The organism is Paenibacillus oryziterrae (assembly GCF_042610485.1).
Classification (GTDB): Bacteria; Bacillota; Bacilli; order Paenibacillales; family Paenibacillaceae; genus Paenibacillus_AQ.
In genome coordinates this window covers 15,710-33,986 of record NZ_JBGJZO010000016.1, presented here as the reverse complement: position 1 = coordinate 33,986, position 18,277 = coordinate 15,710, and the positions used below count along the sequence as shown (strand labels likewise).

15 protein-coding genes are annotated in these 18,277 nt (G+C 49.3%); 1 reads left to right on the top strand and 14 read right to left on the bottom strand.

The window, feature by feature from the left end; all coding sequences use genetic code 11:
- The first annotated feature begins 70 nt into the window (after positions 1–70).
- On the top strand, positions 71–1,189 hold the full coding sequence (gene mnmA, locus ACAN55_RS16445; protein ID WP_379135010.1) for a tRNA 2-thiouridine(34) synthase MnmA: 1,119 nt from the start codon (positions 71–73) through the stop codon (positions 1,187–1,189).
- A gap of 85 nt (positions 1,190–1,274) precedes the next feature.
- On the opposite strand, the gene ACAN55_RS16440 is transcribed toward mnmA, so the two are convergent.
- The 14 genes from ACAN55_RS16440 to ACAN55_RS16375 all read right to left on the bottom strand — a co-directional run bounded on the left by ACAN55_RS16440 (position 1,275) and on the right by ACAN55_RS16375 (position 18,189).
- Complete coding sequence (locus ACAN55_RS16440) at positions 1,275–3,119, bottom strand: oligopeptide ABC transporter substrate-binding protein (RefSeq protein WP_379135008.1); 1,845 nt, start codon at positions 3,117–3,119, stop codon at positions 1,275–1,277.
- Between the two features lie 19 nt (positions 3,120–3,138).
- Positions 3,139–4,041: an ABC transporter permease gene (locus ACAN55_RS16435; protein WP_379135006.1), complete on the bottom strand. Its 903-nt coding sequence runs from the start codon at positions 4,039–4,041 to the stop codon at positions 3,139–3,141.
- A 23-nt stretch (positions 4,042–4,064) separates the two neighbouring features.
- The gene (gene opp4B / locus ACAN55_RS16430) at positions 4,065–5,027 is read right to left on the bottom strand and encodes an oligopeptide ABC transporter permease (protein WP_379135004.1); all 963 of its coding nucleotides are present in this window, start codon (positions 5,025–5,027) and stop codon (positions 4,065–4,067) included.
- 4 nt (positions 5,028–5,031) lie between these two features.
- On the bottom strand, positions 5,032–5,967 hold the full coding sequence (locus ACAN55_RS16425; protein WP_379135001.1) for an ABC transporter ATP-binding protein: 936 nt from the start codon (positions 5,965–5,967) through the stop codon (positions 5,032–5,034).
- Positions 5,954–6,970 (bottom strand): ABC transporter ATP-binding protein, encoded by a 1,017-nt coding sequence (locus tag ACAN55_RS16420; protein ID WP_379135164.1) that lies wholly within the window; start codon positions 6,968–6,970, stop codon positions 5,954–5,956. The genes ACAN55_RS16425 and ACAN55_RS16420 overlap by 14 nt, the downstream gene beginning before the upstream one ends.
- A 356-nt stretch (positions 6,971–7,326) precedes the next feature.
- The gene (locus ACAN55_RS16415; protein ID WP_379134998.1) at positions 7,327–8,631 is read right to left on the bottom strand and encodes a replication-associated recombination protein A; all 1,305 of its coding nucleotides are present in this window, start codon (positions 8,629–8,631) and stop codon (positions 7,327–7,329) included.
- Positions 8,632–8,786: 155 nt separating this feature from the next.
- Positions 8,787–9,068 carry a CD3324 family protein gene (locus ACAN55_RS16410; RefSeq protein ID WP_379134995.1) on the bottom strand — a complete coding sequence of 94 codons (282 nt, stop codon included), beginning with the start codon at positions 9,066–9,068 and terminating at the stop codon, positions 8,787–8,789.
- Positions 9,069–9,448: 380 nt separating this feature from the next.
- Positions 9,449–11,620 (bottom strand): HelD family protein, encoded by a 2,172-nt coding sequence (locus tag ACAN55_RS16405; RefSeq protein WP_379134992.1) that lies wholly within the window; start codon positions 11,618–11,620, stop codon positions 9,449–9,451.
- Between the two features lie 119 nt (positions 11,621–11,739).
- Complete coding sequence (locus ACAN55_RS16400) at positions 11,740–13,041, bottom strand: NCS2 family permease (RefSeq protein WP_379134989.1); 1,302 nt, start codon at positions 13,039–13,041, stop codon at positions 11,740–11,742.
- A gap of 223 nt (positions 13,042–13,264) precedes the next feature.
- On the bottom strand, positions 13,265–14,020 hold the full coding sequence (locus ACAN55_RS16395) for a tRNA threonylcarbamoyladenosine dehydratase (RefSeq protein ID WP_379134986.1): 756 nt from the start codon (positions 14,018–14,020) through the stop codon (positions 13,265–13,267).
- A 61-nt stretch (positions 14,021–14,081) separates the two neighbouring features.
- Positions 14,082–15,860, bottom strand: a complete 1,779-nt coding sequence (aspS, locus tag ACAN55_RS16390; protein WP_379134983.1) for an aspartate--tRNA ligase — start codon at positions 15,858–15,860, stop codon at positions 14,082–14,084.
- A gap of 54 nt (positions 15,861–15,914) precedes the next feature.
- Positions 15,915–17,168, bottom strand: coding sequence for a histidine--tRNA ligase (gene hisS / locus ACAN55_RS16385; protein ID WP_379134980.1), 1,254 nt, complete (start codon positions 17,166–17,168; stop codon positions 15,915–15,917).
- A 146-nt stretch (positions 17,169–17,314) separates the two neighbouring features.
- Positions 17,315–17,446, bottom strand: coding sequence for a hypothetical protein (locus ACAN55_RS16380; RefSeq protein ID WP_379134977.1), 132 nt, complete (start codon positions 17,444–17,446; stop codon positions 17,315–17,317).
- 335 nt (positions 17,447–17,781) lie between these two features.
- Positions 17,782–18,189 carry a hypothetical protein gene (locus ACAN55_RS16375; RefSeq protein ID WP_379134974.1) on the bottom strand — a complete coding sequence of 136 codons (408 nt, stop codon included), beginning with the start codon at positions 18,187–18,189 and terminating at the stop codon, positions 17,782–17,784.
- Positions 18,190–18,277: the final 88 nt, after the last annotated feature.

Here is an 18,277-nt window from a genome sequence, read left to right as displayed (position 1 = left end):
GAAGCGGTTTTTGAGTAGTCGTTATGTTATAATACTAAAGCTTTATATTTTAAGGAAAATGGTGATTACGATGACAAAAGCAATTGAAAACACCCGTGTCGTCGTCGGTATGTCGGGAGGGGTCGACTCTTCTGTTACAGCGCTTCTGCTTAAACAGCAGGGCTACGACGTCATCGGCATATTTATGAAAAACTGGGATGACACCGACGAATTCGGTGTATGTACGGCAGAGACTGATGCGGAAGATGTGCGCCGTGTATGCGAGCAGATCGATATCCCTTACTATACCGTAAATTTCGAGAAGGAGTACTTCGATAAAGTATTTTCCTATTTCCTCGATGAATATAAAGCCGGCCGGACGCCGAATCCGGATGTGATGTGCAACCGCGAGATCAAGTTCGGTGAATTCCTGAACAAGGCGCTGCAGCTCGGCGCGGACTACGTGGCTACGGGTCATTACGCTCGCGTTGTCGAAGAAGATGGAGTGTACCAACTGCTGCGCGGTGTGGACAACAACAAAGATCAGACGTATTTCCTGAACGCCCTGAATCAAAACCAGCTCTCCAAAGCCATGTTCCCGATCGGCCATTTGCCGAAGCCGGAAGTACGCAGAATTGCTGAAGAAGCTGGACTTTATACCGCGAAGAAAAAAGACAGCACAGGTGTCTGCTTCATCGGAGAACGCAACTTCCGCGAGTTCCTGAGCCAGTACCTTCCTGCGCAGTCCGGCGATATGGTCGATATTGCGACTGGTGAGGTTAAAGGACGCCATGACGGTCTGATGTACTACACTTTAGGACAACGACAAGGTCTTGGTATCGGCGGATCCGGCACTGGCGAACCATGGTTTGTAGCCGAAAAAGATTTGAAGCGCAATATCCTCTACGTCGTACAAGGCGATAAGCACCACAGCCTGTACTCCACCAGCCTCATTGCCTCTGGTGTCAATTGGATTGACGGCGCAGAGTTGGGTACTGAGCCGCTTCGCTGCACTGCCAAATTCCGCTACCGCCAGCCGGACCAAGGTGTAACCTTGACTGCTCGTGAAGACGGAACCGTGCATGTAGCGTTCGATGTGAATCAAAAAGCGATTACTCCCGGCCAAGCCGTTGTCTTCTACCTCGGAGAACAATGCCTGGGCGGCGGCACGATCGAAAAGGCTGAGAAGCTGGTGCCGATGGCGCTGTAAAGTTCAACTATTTAAAAAACCGCAGATCTCCAGAAACGGAGAACTGCGGTTTTTTGACGTTTTACCCTATTATTTATTCATTCCATTATTCCGCCACGACCGGTTTATCTGCGGATACAGCCAACTGGTACAAATAAATATCACTGCCCTGCGCGATGGTATAATTCAGCACCCGATTATTGACCGGGACAACAACAGCACGGTACAGGGTTGGGAATACCGGAATTTCTTTAACCATTAACTCTTGCCATTGTTTATAAATATCTTTGCGTACGGCTACATCAAAAGCTTTTTCCGATAACCCTTCAGCGATCAGACGATCATTCTCTTCGCTGGCATAACGCGGGAAGTTGTAAATCGCATCACGGCCATAGAGGCCGCCTGGATCCACATCATTACCAACACCCCATGCTCCTTGATATACGTCGACCGTTGGATCATCTTCACCATTGGCGCCTACACGGTCATAGAAGGTATTAAATTCAACCATTTCCAAAGACACATCCAGGCCAATAGCTTTCCAGGATTGAACATAATATTGGGCTAATGGTTCCGCGATGTCTCCGCCTGTCATGGAGATGAAATTAATCTTCAATTCACTGCCGTCCGGTTTAGTTCTGAATTCACCATTCAGCTTATACCCGGCATCGTCCAGAATTTTCTTGGCTGCTTCCGGATCGTAAGCAACACCTGGATTATCATTATCGTGATATTCCGGATGAGATGGAGGGATCAGTGTAGTCGCGTTCCATCTCAGACCGTTATAGAATTTTTTACCGACAGCATCATTATCAACCGCTGCCCACATCGCTTTACGCAGATTCACATCAGCCATTTTGGCATTCGGATCTGGAGCTACAACCTTTTTAGTTGCATCCCACTTACCCAGCTTAAAGCCAATATAGGTGTAAGCCATATCAGTCGTACCCAGGAACTCCACGTTGGACATTTTAGCATTATCCGGATACTGGTCTACCGGGAATGAATCCACAAGGTCAACTCCGCCGGATTTCAGCTCCTGCACAATAGTCGTCGGATTGATAACCTTCAGAATAACTTTATCCAAGGCAGGCGTACCGCGCCAGTAGTCATCATTTCTTACGAACACCACGGACTCGCCGGGAACAATGCTCTCGACTTTAAAAGGTCCAAAACCGATCGGTTTTTGGCGCACTTCAGGTGAAGCGGAAATTTTAGCTACATCCATACCGCCAAAGATATGCTTGGCTAACGGATAGATCCAGATACTTCCTGTTAGCAGAGACGGCGTAGATTTCTTATAAGTAATCTGAAGTTTCTTCTCACTCAGCACTTTAATACCTGAGATGGTCTTTGCCTTGCCTGCATGGTATTCATCCATACCTTCGATGTTTGTAAAATCAGATCCGTACCGCGGACCATCATAAGCCGGATTTCCAATCACTTCATGAGCGAACAGCCAATCTTCAGCAGTCACGGGCTTCCCGTCCTGCCAATTCACATTATCGCGGATGGTGAAAGTGAACGTGCGTCCGTCTTCCGCTACCTCATACGTAGCCGCACCATCATTTGTATATACATAATTGGCATCCCAAGTTAGGAGGCCTTCGTCAAACCAGCCCAATACATTGGCATCAGGTTGACCGGAATAGAAATTCCAGTTCAGCGTGCCTTCAAAAGGAGTATCGGACACAAGGCCGTAAGTAACGGTTCCGCCCTTAATGGCTTCACCTTGATTGGTCTTGCTGTCTTTGAAATCTTCGATGGAATAAAGGCCGTCTTCCGGTTCTGGTGCTGCGGTGGCTTCAGCCGTTTCCTCTGTTGCAGTTGGGGACGCGGAAGGCTCAGTAGCTTCATTGTTGTTATTGCCGGAGCTGCAGGCTGAAACCACAAGCAACATCACGAGCATCAGCGATAGGAGCAGAGACTTGGTACGAAATGGTTTTCTCATTGAACAATTTCCTCCCTTATTATCCTTTTCTTTGTCTTGCGTCCGTCGCACGTTTCAGCGCTTGACCGACATTATTTATACTCAACATCATCACCAGAATCAGCAAAGATGCGGGTAACCATATCCACCATCTGAATTCCAGAGTCTGCGGGTTTCTGGCATAGCTGACCAGGGTACCCAGGCTCGGAGTGCTTTCGGGAAATCCGAAGCCCAGGAACGAAAGGCCCGACTCCAGCCCGATATTCGCAGCCAAATTGAGTGTCATCGTTACGATAATAATGGAACTGAGATTAGGTAATACCTGAGTGAACATAATCTTCAGATTGGAGGAGCCCAGAGTCCGTGAAGCCTGAACATATTCCAATTCTTTCTCCTGCAGTGTCTTAGACCTGATCAGTCTCGCGATCCCCATCCATAGAAATGCCGTCATAATCAACGAGAAAGATAACGTATTATATTTAGGAACTGCGGTTACAAAGGCGATGACAATCATCAGCATTGGCAGAATCATAAAGAAATCCACCAAACGCATGAAGATATTGTCAATGGCTCCGCCATAGTATCCGGAGATTAAACCAATAAGAATGCCGATGATACCAGTAAACACCGTTACGATAATACCGATGCTCAGGGAGTTCCGGGTTCCGATAATCAATTGACCGAACACATCCCGTCCCCCGTAATCCGTTCCAAGCAGGAATTTAGCGGAAGGCTTCTCATATAAAGCGAAGAGGTCTACCGTGACGATCTCCTTCTGATCCAGAAACAATGAAACGCCGAATACTCCTGCTACCACCAATGCCAGAAAGATCAACGAAATAAGAGCAAGCTTATCCCGGACGAGCTCCCGCCACATAATTCTCCAGCCTGAAGGACTTTTGTCGCTTACTACCAGCGCCGGATCTGCCATAGTCTTTGCCATAATTGTTCACCCCAAATGTTCGTCTATTTGATCCGGATGCGAGGATCCACAATGCTTAAAATAATATCGGAGAGCAGTGCCCCCAGAATGGAAGCAATTCCGTACAGAAGCACGATAGCAGTCACAACAGCAAAATCCCGAATGCTGATAGAACTCAGGAACAGCATCCCCATACCCGGGTAGCTGAATATGCTCTCCACGAACACACTGCCCCCGATCAGTCCGGTAATTTCATATCCGAAGAATGCAGCTATCGGCAGCAGGGAGTTACGCAGAACGTGATGGTTATAAACCCGTGATTCCGAAGCGCCTTTCGCTCTGGCTGTCACGATAAAATCCTTCTGCTTCGTGTCGATAATTTCATTTCTCAAATACTGCACGGTGGATACGGTAGCAATAAGTGCCATAGATAAGGCTGGCAGCAGCAGATGATAAAATTTGCTCATAAAATAGCTGAAGGTACCCGGAACCTCACCGGGACTGACGCTGCCTCCGGTCGGGAACCAGTGGAAGTGAAACCCGAATACCCAGAGCATGATCAGGGCGAAGATAAACAGCGGCGCAGCAAAACCGATATAGGTATAACCCGTAATCAGGCGGTCTCCCCAGGTATCGTTATACCGTCCGCTCGTAATTCCAAGCGGAATCGCAATGAGGTAGGTTAAGACGAGTGTGGTCAGGGACAGCCAGACCGAATTCATCAGTCTTTGACCGATAAGCTCCGATGCCGGCATTTTGAAGCGGAAGGACTGGCCAAAATCCCCATGCAGGGCTTTGGTAATCCAGTCCCAATACTGTATGTACCATGGATCGTTCAGTCCAAGCTTCTCTCTCATCTCAGCAATAGCTGCAGGGTCGATGCTGGGATCAAGCAGTCCTGTAAGAGCGTCCCCCGGCATTGCCTTGGCCATAAGAAAAACAAGAATACTTAACAGAAAAATTTGCGGGATCATAATAAATAGTCTGCGTACAATTATTTTCCACATATTCTCAACCTTTCCCGGGCAGTGCCACCATATGAGTCTCGGAGATCGCTTTTAATGAATAGGCCAATCCCTCTTCATCAAAATAATTCCGGTAAGCTTGTTCATACTCCATGTTCACGGACTTACGGAATAATGCCTGTTTCTCGCGTTGCAACGGGTCAATATCCGGAATCGCTGCAATCAGTCGTTTGGTATAAATATGCTGTGGATTGTTAAAAATATCATTAGCGGTCCCCTGCTCCACATGCCGCCCTTTATACATAATCCCGATATGATCGCACATATGTCTGATGATGCCGAGATCGTGACTGACGAACAGATACGTAAGATTAAGCTCCTTCTGAATATCCTGCATGAAATTCAGCACCTGAGCCTGAACGGATACATCGAGCGCCGACACCGGTTCATCCGCAATAATAAGCTTGGGCTTAAGCGCAATCGCTCTGGCAATCCCAATGCGTTGACGTTGTCCTCCCGAGAATTCATGAGGGTACTTGTGAATATTGTCCGGACTAAGTCCGACCTGAAGCAGCAGCTCCTGCACCCTGCGTTTCTCTTCCCCTGCTGACAATCGCTCGAAATTCCGCAGAGGTTCGGCAATAATGTCCAGGACACGCTTCTTGGGATTTAACGAAGAATAGGGATCCTGAAAGATCATCTGGATATCCTTGCGGATACTTCGCTGCTTGCGCACATGTTTCAATGCCAGATCCTGTCCCTCAAAAATAATGCTGCCTGCCGTGATATTATTCAAGCCGATAATGGCCCGGCCGGTCGTTGTTTTCCCGGAACCGGATTCCCCGACAAGTCCATAAGTCTGCCCCGGCTCGATCGTGAAGCTCACATCATCTACCGCTTTGACCTCACTAACTTCCCTGCGGAACACCCCTCCGCGAACAGGAAAATATACTTTCAGGTTTTTGACTTCAAGTAGTCCCATCTATGAGCACCTCCTCCTTGGATTCAGGAAAGTGAAAATTCCTGTAGCAAGTGCAGCGGACAAAATGCCCAGGGGCAATCTCATGCAACTGCGGATTCTCTTCATGCTCCGCTTCATCAATCCATGGTGTCCGGGCCGCGAACCGGCAGCCATGGCGGGGAAGGTGCTGAAGTGAAGGTACAATACCCTGAATAACATGCAGCCTTGATTTCTCCTGCTTAGCCGTCGGAATGGAGTTGAGGAGTGACCTTGTATAGGGATGCTTGGCATTTGAAGTCAGCGTAAAAATATCGGCAATTTCGACAATTTGCCCGGCGTACATGACGGCAACACGGTCTGCCATTTCGCTTACAACACCTAAATCATGGGTAATAAGAATAATGCCTGCTTCAAATTCGTTTTTCAGCCGTTTGATCAGCTCGAGAATCTGCAACTGAATGGTGACATCCAGCGCCGTAGTCGGCTCATCGGCAATTAATAGCTTGGGTTCGTTGGCAATCGCGATAGCAATGACGACTCTTTGTCTCATTCCACCGGATAATTCATGGGGGTACTGCTGATATGTATGTTCGGGACGGGGGATTCCAACCTTGGTTAGCAGATCGATAACCTTAGCTTTCCTCTGCTTCTTGGACAGCTTCGTATCATGAAGAATCATAACCTCTTCAATCTGGGAACCGATAATCATTAACGGGTTTAGTGCTGAGAGCGGGTCTTGAAAGATCATCGACATTTCCTGGCCGCGCAGCTTGTTCAGCCCCGCAGGCGTAAGATTGACGATATCCGTGCCTTTGTAATTGATATGCCCTTCAATCCTGGCCCTGGTGTGAAGGCCCATGATCGAGAAGGCAAGCGCACTCTTACCGGAACCGGATTCGCCGACAATGGCCAAAATCTCATTCTTGTTCACAGTCAGGGTAACATCATCGACAGCGGCATAATAATGGTCCGCAATCCGGAACGATGTGGTTAAATTTTTGATTTCCAGCAGCTCTTCGCTCAAATTCATCACCCTTACGACAGAAATTTCAAAACCCGGGATCATCCGACGAATTTTGATAAGTTTCAATCCTAATTCCGCATAAATGGCAGAATTAACTAGTTAATGTCATGAATATTAACACTTAAGTATTCTTATTGGAATTTGATACTTTAACGATTGTTTTATATTGTAGTTCATTTTAATTAACATATGGTAAAATATCAATGATTTTCTAAAGAAAATTTTTTAAGGTGTTATTATATGTGACGCAAAATAAAAAACGCCCCGTTGGGAGCGCTTCCTTTATTTTGAAATTGCACTGGATATTAAATCATTCCGTGGAATCAGTTATTCAAATTAACTTCTCTTAAAGCGATTTACAGTTCCCTGCGGAGCGCCTGGTTATGACGAATTTTACTCTCGTTCCCCTGCTCTGTTGCCTGGTAAAATACGCGCCGCGAGATGTTCTTTGGCAAATAATCCTGCTTCACATAATGTCCGGGGAAGTCGTGAGGATACTGATAACCGGCATGTCCAAGAGCGGCAGCACCCTTATAGTGCGTATCTCTAAGGTGGTGGGGAACCTCTGCCGATTTAATCTCATCCATGGCAGCCGTAGCACGGGAGATTGCACTGACAACCGCATTCGATTTCGGGCTTTCCACGGCAAAAAGAATCGCCTGAGCAATATTTAGCTTGGCTTCCGGCCAGCCATTATTCCGGTATGCGTCAAGTGCACTGACGGCCTGAACCATGGCCTGCGGATTCGCAAGGCCGATATCCTCACTGCTGGCAGCAATTAAGCGCCGGATGAAGGTCATCGGATCCATGCCAAGCTTCTCCACCGCATACAGGAACCAGAAAAGCGCGGCATCACTGGACCCTCTAATACTTTTGTGAAAAGCGGACAGTACGTCGTATTGCGTCGATTCATCCGCTTTGACAATTGGACGGCGAATGGATTCCCCCGCTACTTCCAGAGTAATATGCACACTGCCGTCATTTAAAGGTGCCGTCGTAAGAGCAGCCAGCTCCAGAGCATTCAGCGCCCGGCGGATGTCCCCGTTCGCCATCGCCGCGATATGGGCCAAGGCATCTTCGTCGGCCTGCAGCTTCATGAAGCCCAATCCCTTCTCCTCATCTGCCAAGGCCCGCCGCATGGCAAGCAGGCTGTGCTCGCTCGTCAGAGACTCCAGCTGGAACAGGGTGGAACGGCTCATTAAGGCTCCGTTCACATAGTGGAACGGATTCTCCGTTGTTGCACCAATGAATGTTATGATCCCTTTCTCAACAGCAGGAAGCAGCGCATCCTGACGCGAGCTGTTGAACCTGTGGACCTCGTCCAGAAAAAGGATCGTCTTGGAGCCATATAGCGCTTTATTGCTCTGAGCCCGCTCGATAACCTCACGTACATCCTTGACGGAAGCCTCCACGGCGTTCAGCCGCACAAATTCCGCTTTCGTGTGATGCGATATGATATGGGCCAAGGTTGTTTTGCCGCAGCCCGGAGGGCCATAGAGCAGAATCGATGACACCTGATCCGCCTCAATCGCCCGGCGCAGCAGCTTCCCCCGCCCGATAATATGCTCCTGTCCGATATATTCATCCAGATTGACCGGACGCATCCGGTCAGCAAGCAGCCTTCCGCCCTCTGCCTCTTCTCCAAAAGAGAATAAATCCATCTGTCCACTTCCTTGCTTTTTTCTTATGTATCTTAATTATACTTCGAAGTAAGTTTGAAGAACAGGCGTACGCAGTTTGCCCTTACCTAATTTACGTTAAAAAGAGCATGGCCCCGTCAAACCGACGGTTTCCATGCTCTTTGTCAAAATAAAAGTTAACGACTAACCGCCAACCGCATTTTGGATATAATTTTGCGGAGGCTCTCCTCCGACAAATGGTATTGATTCTGGAGCTCCGTCAGTGAACTGCCACTACGGTGAGAGCTGTAAATCTCTTCATTGCGGCTGGCAATCTCCTGCCTTGTACCGCTGTTCTCGCCCCACCTTACTCTCTGCTCCATCTTCCTTGGAATGTATAATAATTCACCCTGGATGTATCCCTGAAGCTCTTCCAAAAGGCTCGGGGGAAGCACATCCTTTCCGTTTACATAACTCAATTACTGTGTCCTCCTTCAACAGGTGTGTTCCGATGTGTCTCTTCGCATCGTTTATCATTAACATGTCACCTGCCTCCTTTCACCGTTCATATTTTGGTAACGCTATAATTTCATTATATTAAACCCTTGGATTAGCGTCTATATTCATTTTTGGAAAATATTATCTCTTTAACGTTAAGTTATTTGAAAGGAGGAGGCCTTTCGGCCTCCTCGGTTTAAGCGGATATCCGTCTTAGACGGATACCACCTCGTATACTGAAATCATCTTCAATCAGCCTCCTTCCAGAAAGTGTTCTCGCCCGGCCGGACACTTATTATTAAGCCATAAGGACGGGGGAGACACAAGATCAAGAACAGTTATAACTGTTCTTCACCACTGGTTAAGCCGTCTCAGAAGCATTCTCCGCCGCGTCTGACGCGGCCTTTAGATAAGCTGGCAGCTTGCCTCCATACATGAGCCACAGCTCGTGCAGAGCCCGGGTACATCCGACGTACATCAGCTTCGCATCCCAGGCGGTCTCCCCGTAATGGTCCAGGTCGGTATCGGCCACAATAACCGCATCGAACTCCAACCCTTTGGACAAATAGAGGGGCAGCACTGACAGTCCGCCCTTATACTCCGTCATACTGCCGTCGATTAGATGGATCTCTTCGAACTCCTCCGAAAGCCATGCGTGAAGCTCCTTGGCTTCCTTGAGACTTCGGGTCAACACAGCTACTGTGCGGTATTCCTTACCCGAAAGTTCGGTTAACGCCGAACCGATATCACTGAGACGTCCTTCCGGCTGCTCACCGGAGTAGGGAATCAGACGAACGGGATTTCCGCTGCGGAACACCGGTACAGCGAGCAGAGAGCTTCCGACTCCCGCCGCAAGAATCCCATTGGCAAAGTCGATAATCTCCATCGTGGACCGGTAGCTTCGGGTCAGTGAATGGTAGGAGGTATGTTCAGGTGCGAACAGTGATTGCATCTCTTCCCAGCCATGCACTCCCTTATAGGCGTGAATCCCTTGCGACAGATCACCGAGAATCGTGAAGGAATGCCCTTTTACATAGAGATCTAATATCGCAATCTGGAACGGCGAGAAATCCTGAGCCTCATCGATGACGATATGATCGAACCGGCTAATGCCCTCATCCCCGTTCAGCAAGTAATGAATATACAGCAGCGGGGGAAGATCAGCTTCCCGCAAATTGCCTTTTTTCAGCTCACTGCGGCTCTCTTTCAGGACGTTCGCGGGGATGATCTCCGGCGGGTTCTGAGGCCAGTTCTCCGGCGTTTTAATTGCATGGAACATTTGCTTATATATGGTGAGCGGATCGTATTTAGGCCATTTACCGCCGTAGGCCTTTTCACGTTGTGCTCCTTTTTTCTTTCGATCTTTCAAAAGAGCAGCAGAAGGGCATTTCTTCAGCTCCATTTCAATCCAGCGGTGAATCCTCGCCATCACCCGTTCCTTCCGTTTGGCGGGCGGATAGGGGGCATATTCTTCGTTGTGCCAGCGAAGAATGGTCGAACGCCGGAGTACCGCGCCTTCCCAAGGGATAAAATCTCCCTCTGGCACCGCATTTTCCTCTAACAGCTTCACACTTTCTTCGATAACTGCCATCAGCGCAGTGGAGCCCTTGAACCGTTCAGGGGTCTCCGGGAGAATCTCAGGCAACGCGCCAGAAGCCTCAAACCAGCGGTTCAGGTTGTCAGCAGCTTCCTGCTCAGCGAGCGTAATTCCCAGCACATTTGCCGCCCAATCCGGGAACGTGCTCTGGGCGATGTTGCCCACCCCAAGCTCCGGCAGCACATCGGAAATATAATCAAGGAACATCCGGTTTGGTGCAAAAATAACCATACGTTCCGCCAAGACCTGCTCCTTGTACTGATACAATAAAAAAGCCAGCCTGTGCAGTGCAACGGTTGTCTTGCCGCTGCCCGCCACGCCCTGAATAATAAGTGCCGTATTCTTGGCTGCGCGGATAATCTTGTCCTGCTCTTCCTGGATCGTTGAGACAATGTCCCGCAGACGGTTATCCTTGTTCTCTCCCAGCCGGTAGACCAGGAATTCATCCGACACAGCCGGACCGTCACTTTCCCTGTTAAAGGTATCCGCTACCCGCTCAAGAATCTGTTTGCGGATCACCACATTTCGCTTCAGGTAGACCAGCCCTTCGATCAAACCATCCGGGGCCTCGTAGGAAGCCGGCTCTGTTCCGCCGGTGAACGAATAGAACAGGCTGGCAACCGGTGCCCGCCAGTCAATGACGAGCGGCTTGTCGCTTACCTCTTCGCGGTCTACACCGATTTTACCGATGTACAGCGGCTTTCGTTCCGCCTCATCCGACCCTTGGAAATCAAGCCTTCCGAAATAAGGCTCCTGCCGCAGCTTGGCCAAATCCTTGCGCTTTTGATCCCGGGAAGCCTCCAGTGCCTGCTCTGTGTACTCATGTCCGGTATACACCGGGATGGCACGCAGTCTTTCCAGCACCTGGTCGATCTCCGTCAGCGCGCTCTTTAGCCTCTCATCTTCCTCTTGATAGGCACTTTGAAAATCATCCAATTTCAGTTACCTCCTAAAAGTTGCATTGCTTAGTGAAGCAATGGCATATTATTCCTTATCCTCGCGGCAAAAAGGATACTCATTGTAGCACAGGCGACGGGCAAAAAGCGAATAAAACCTTACAGCATGGCATGCAGTATAAAGTTAGCCAGGAACAGACCGGCAATCACATAGAGTGCGTGAGGAACATCTTCTCCCCGTTTCGTCGCCAGCTTGACCACCGGATACGTAATAAATCCGAAAGCCATTCCATCGACGATGCTGTAGGTGAACGGAATCATGACCATGACAAGGAAAGCAGGGAACACCTCAGTCATATCGTTGAAGTCCATCTCCCGCACGCTCTGCACCATTAGACCTCCGATAACGATCAGGATAGGCGCTATAGCACTGTCAGGCACATAAGCCAGCAGCGGGATGAACAGGAAGGTAGCAGCGAACAACAGGCCCGTCACGAGCGAGGTCAAGCCCGAGCGGCCACCGGCCGCTATCCCGGCATTAGACTCCGCAGCGGCGACTACAGGACTGCTTCCGAACAAGCCAGCCGCGATATTGGCAATAGACAAAGCGCGCAGGCTGCTCTTGAACCGCTCCGGGCGGTTGGCAAGGAGCGTCTGCGAGGCGATGAGTCCGATATTTTCAAATACAACAATCAGTAACAGCAGGAATACAGCAATCCAGAACACCAGACTAACGACGCTGTCCCAACTCATATTCACAAATACTTGCCGGTAACCTGCAAATACATGCCCTGAACCCAATGACTCTGGAGCATGGCCTGCGCCAAGCAAGTAAGCTAATCCTGTCCCTACCATCATACTGATCAGCAGGCCGCCGCGGGTCCCACGGATGAACAGTACGAGTGCCAGCAGCAGCGTTACGCAGGAGGTAATAACCGCCGGATCGCTGAAGTGACCAATAGCCACAAAGGTGGTGCGGTGGGCGATAACGATTCCGCTCTTTTGCAGGCCGATAAAGGTCAGGAATAACCCGATCCCTACTGTTATCGCATGCTGAAGGTTCGGCGGTATGGCATCGCTAAGTATACGGTACAGTGAAGTGAACGCGACAACAGCGAACAGAACCCCGGTTACCACGACAACCGCCAACGCCTCACGCCAATCCAGTTTCATGGAATGAACAAGCGTATATGTGAAAAAGGCGTTGATCCCCATTCCGGGAACCACGATAATCGGTGTTTTGCCGCCAAAGGCCATAAGCAGACAGCCTGTGATGGCGGTGAGCAGTGTAGCTACCATCCCCGCCCGCAGCGGCATACCCGCATCATGCAGAATGGCTGCATTGACCATTACGATATATACGGAAGCAAAATAGCTCAGAATTCCTGCCGCCCATTCCCGCTTCCAATCATCTTCCGGCTCCAAGCCAAGGCTTTTGCGCCAAAAATTAGCTTTCAACATTAAGAAAAACCCCCATAAATAATAAGTTCCGCCCGCGGTTATTACCCCTTAGTTCACCTGGCTAATCAGTGCTTGATGCACTTTGGCTATTATGCCATTAATCAGTCCGCGACTTGCGGCAAGTGCTTAAATAATGACAACAAAAGGGCTGAAGCATCCGGAGTCCGGCTGCCAGCCCTTTTATCCTGTTCTTAGAGTACTACTATGTTGTCTAACAAAGTAATTACAGACTAACGCCACCGGCTTCAAGCAAATCGCGGACGGCTGCACTGACCATAATCAGGCCTGCTACCGGAGGCACGAACGAGTTGCTTGCAGGCGGCTGCTTCGCCTTACGACGGTCCGGCGCATCTTCAGGAACGATTTTGTCTGTAACGTCCTGGCGCGGCTTCATTGGTGCTTCCGTGGAGAAGACCACCTTCACACCTTTCTTGATACCTTCCTTGCGCAGCTTCTGGCGGATGACTCTTGCAATCGGATCCATCGTTGTCTTCGAAATATCGGCTATTTGGAAGCGGGTAGGATCAAACTTGTTAGCGGCTCCCATGCTCGAAATCATCGGAATCCCCCGGGCCAGACATTCTTTAATTAAATGAACCTTATAAATAATCGTATCGGAAGCATCAAGAACATAATCCGGCTTCAGCTTGAACAGCTCTTCATAGGTTTCTTCCGTGTAAAACATATTAAGCGCAATTGCTTCACATTCCGGATTGATCAGCTTGATCCGATCCACCATAAGATCAGCCTTCTTCTGCCCGACTGTCGTGGTGAGTGCATGGATCTGGCGGTTGATGTTAGTGATATCCACCGCATCCTTGTCAATCAGAATGATGCGCCCGATACCGGTGCGTGCCAGGGCTTCAACTGCCATCCCGCCAACGCCTCCGATACCAAGCACTGCCACCGTGCTGTTCTTCATAATCTCCAGACCTTCCGGTCCGAACGCCAGCTCCGTACGTGAGAACTGATGCAGCATGGGGTGCCGCCTCCTTTTAAAAGCCCGCGGAGCAGGGAATTGCTCGCGGGCGTAAAGTATGTTATTTCTTTTCTTTTTCGGGCTTCACAGCCAGCTTGATGTGTAATTGCTCCAATTGCGAGCTTTCAACAGGGGATGGTGCATCCATCAGCAGATCCGTAGCGCTTGCCGTTTTAGGGAAGGCAATGGTTTCACGCAGGTTCGTGCGACCGGACAGCAGCATCACGAGACGGTCAAAACCAAAAGCGATCCCGCCGTGCGGAGGCGTTCCGTATTCGAACGCATCCAGCAGGTATCCGAATTTCTCATAAGCGAGCTCCGGTGACAAGCCAAGTGCATTGAACATTTTCTCTTGCACATCACGTTTGTAAATCCGCTGGGAGCCGCCGCCTACTTCATAACCGTTAAGCACGATATCATAAGCTTGTGCGCGGATCGCACCCGGATCTGTATCGAACAAATGCAGATCCTCATCCTTCGGACGAGTGAACGGATGGTGTTCTGCAACATACCGTTTTTGCTCTTCGTCGTAGCCGAGCAGCGGGAAGTCTGTCACCCAAGCGAACTTGAACACATTATCATCGATCAGACCAAGCTGGCGTCCGATTTTCACGCGAAGCGCACCCAGAACATCAGCCACTACTTTTTTGGTATCCGCGGAGAAGAGCAGAAGGTCTCCCTCTTCAGCACCGGTACGCTCTTTCACGGCTGCAATTTCTTCCTCGGAGAAGAATTTAACGATTGGTCCCTTGAATTCTCCGTCTTTCACTTGAATCCATGCGAGTCCTTTCGCGCCGTAACGTGCAGCATAAGGTCCGAGATCATCAATTTCTTTGCGGGTCCAAGTGCCACAGCCTTTGGCGTTAAGACACTTCACTTCGCCGCCTTTCTCGATGACAGAGGCGAATACTTTTACACCGCTGGTTGCAACAATATCATTCATCTCTACAAGCTCCAGGCCAAAACGAAGATCCGGTTTATCAGAACCGTATTTACCCATAGCTTCGGCATAGGTCAAGCGTTGGAAAGGCAGAGAAAGTTCGGCACCAACCGTTTCCTTGAACAGGCGCTGCATCAACTTCTCCATCATGCCAAGTAGATCGTCTTGGGACATGAAGGAAGTTTCAATGTCGACCTGGGTGAATTCCGGCTGGCGGTCAGCACGAAGGTCTTCATCGCGGAAGCAGCGGGCGATTTGATAATAACGTTCTACGCCGCCCACCATAAGCAGCTGTTTGTAGATTTGCGGGGATTGTGGAAGCGCGAAGAACTCGCCTTCATGCACCCGGCTTGGCACCAGGTAATCCCGTGCGCCTTCAGGAGAGCTTTTAGTCAGGATCGGCGTTTCCACATCGATAAAACCTTCGCTGTCCAGGAAATCACGGAAAATCTTCGCCGCTTTGGAACGGAGCAGCAATGTCTTTTGCATTTCCGGACGACGCAGATCCAGATAACGGTATTTAAGGCGAAGCGACTCATCTACTTCTACTCCGTCTTCAACGAAGAACGGTGGAGTTTTGGCAGCATTCAGCACTTCAATATCAGTAATTTGCACTTCAATCTCGCCGGTAGGAAGGTTCGGATTGACCGTTTCGGCGTCGCGTTTAACCACTTTACCTTTAACGGCAATTACATACTCGCTGCGCACTTTATCGGCAATTTGCTGAGATTCCCCGGAATAGTCCGGATTGAACACGATTTGTACAATTCCACTCCGGTCACGAAGATCGATGAACAATACGCCACCAAGGTCACGGCGGGTTTGAACCCACCCGTTCAAGGTTACGGTCTGTCCGATTTGTTCCGGCGTTAATTGTCCACAGTGATGGCTTCTTTGCATAATTTATCATACCCTTTCAAGGTTAAAATATCTCTTTAGTCCTACTCACTTCTTCTATACGATTGACGCACCCAGATCTTCAAGCTTCACCGTACGCTGTTCACCGGTAGCCATAGATTTCAACGCGATGACGCCGTTCTTCAGCTCATCTTCGCCAAGAATCGCCGTATAGCGCGCAGACATGCGGTCGGCTGACTTCATTTGCGCTTTCATCTTGCGGCCCAGGTAGTCTCGTTCAGCGGAGAATCCAAGGCTGCGGAGAATGAACAGCTGTTTGGTGATTTCGAGGTCAGCTTCTTCGCCGAGAGCCACAAAATACACATCCAGCGGTTTCACCGCATCCAGTTCCACTTTTTGATTCTCCAGAATCAGCAGAATGCGCTCTAGACCGATTCCAAATCCGATCCCAGGTTGGTCAGGTCCTCCGACCTCTTCTACCAAACCGTTGTATCGGCCGCCGCCGCCTACCGTATCAATCGATCCGATACCGGCTGCTTTATATTCAAACGCGGTGTGCGTGTAATAATCGAGTCCGCGTACAAGGCGGGTATTGACGGTATACTCAACGCCCATGACATCGAGATGTTCTCTAACCTTTGCAAAATGAACTGTACACTCCTCATCCAGACTGTCCAGAATAGAAGGTGCATCGGTAAATTTATCCTGATCCACCTTGCAATCCAGCACACGAAGCGGATTACGCTCCATGCGGCGCTGGCAATCGCTGCACAGCTGATCCTTCATCGGTCTAAGGAAGCCTAGGAGCTTCTCCCGGTAAGCCGCGCGGCTTGGCGCGTTCCCGACCGAGTTAATCTCCACCCGCACTCCGTTAAGACCCAGATCTTTGTAGAACTGATAACCAAGCGATATTACCTCAGCATCAATTGCCGGATCCACGGCTCCAAATGCCTCAATCCCGAATTGATGGAACTGGCGGTATCTTCCCGCCTGCGGACGCTCATAACGGAACATCGGTCCGATGTAGTACAGCTTGCTGACATCCGGTTCCCCGAATAGCTTGTTTTGAACATAAGCCCGTACAACTCCGGCAGTACCTTCCGGGCGGAGCGCCAGATCACGGTCTCCTTTATCTTTAAAGGTGTACATTTCACCTTCAACGATATCTGTGGTTTCGCCTACTCCTCTTTCAAATAACCCGGTATGCTCGAATATCGGCGTACGGATCTCCTTATAATTAAACCGTTGGCACACTTCTCTGGCTTTTCTCTCTAGAACCTGCCATTTCTCTACCGCACCTGGAAGCACATCCTGTGTGCCGGTCGGTTTCTCGAATCTTTCTTTAGCCACATCTATCCCTCCTATACTCAAAAAAAACAAAAAATCCCCCGCCCTGTTCATTACAAACAGGGACGAGGGATTATCTTAGCCGATAATTCACCCGTGGTACCACCCACATTCCGGTCCAATACTGCATACTGGAGCCGCTCAAGCGGTTAACGCCCGCCTACGCGCAGTCGGCTACTGGAAGCATAATGCTTATTTCGCCGTGCGTTCTCGGGGAGGTCATTCATCCGGTCATCAGGCAGAATCCTTGCAGCCATGCAGAAACGGCGGGTATTCTTCACTAGAATATTACCGGTTCAGCGGGATTCCTCTCTGAGGCTGTGGGGCCGAATTACTTGTTCCCGTCATCAAAACACTATAATTTAACGTATTACGTTAGATTTTACTGAACCACTGTCCTAAAGTCAAGGAATGAAATCAGATTTACTGTCGAAATTCTGAATATTGAATTCAAATAAAAAAATGACCTGCAGCCGATTGCTACAGGTCCATCATCATATATTATTAAAAAGGGGGTCATGCCATTATTATAAACATGCTATATTAAGGAATCATGAATGTAATATTACGGTTATATTACAGAAAAGAAAGCGTTTTAATTATAAACAGTTTCTTCTCAATCGAATACCTCAACAAAAGCATGTTTACCCCGTAATATATGGACAACCTCATTGTAATGCTCTTCCGGTGCTTTGAGTTCCATTACATAGTGAAGATTCTTCAGGTCACCATCGCGGACATCCGAGCTTTCCCGGATTTCTCCATCTGGTGCGCGGTGATCTCGATCATCAAACACTTCAGAGCTAGTAAACCCTGGCACAATCGCAGCTGCAGGTGGTGAACCTGAGCCTCCTGTAGTCCCCACAGCAGTCCCTGCCATGGCTGTTGTGTTGAAGCGGCCCTGATCCAGGGGATCCGTCAGAGGCCATACATCAAGGCCTTCCACGTTGTACGCAATCAGTGCTGTTTTTGCACCCTCCGCCTCGTCTTCTGTTCTGAAATACGCTTGAATTCGTCTGGTCATTGATATTCCCTCCTCTTATGATTACTTGCTTCTTGACATTTATTTACCCTCTCTCATGCTTTTTACACGTGTTGACGAAAAAAAGGCT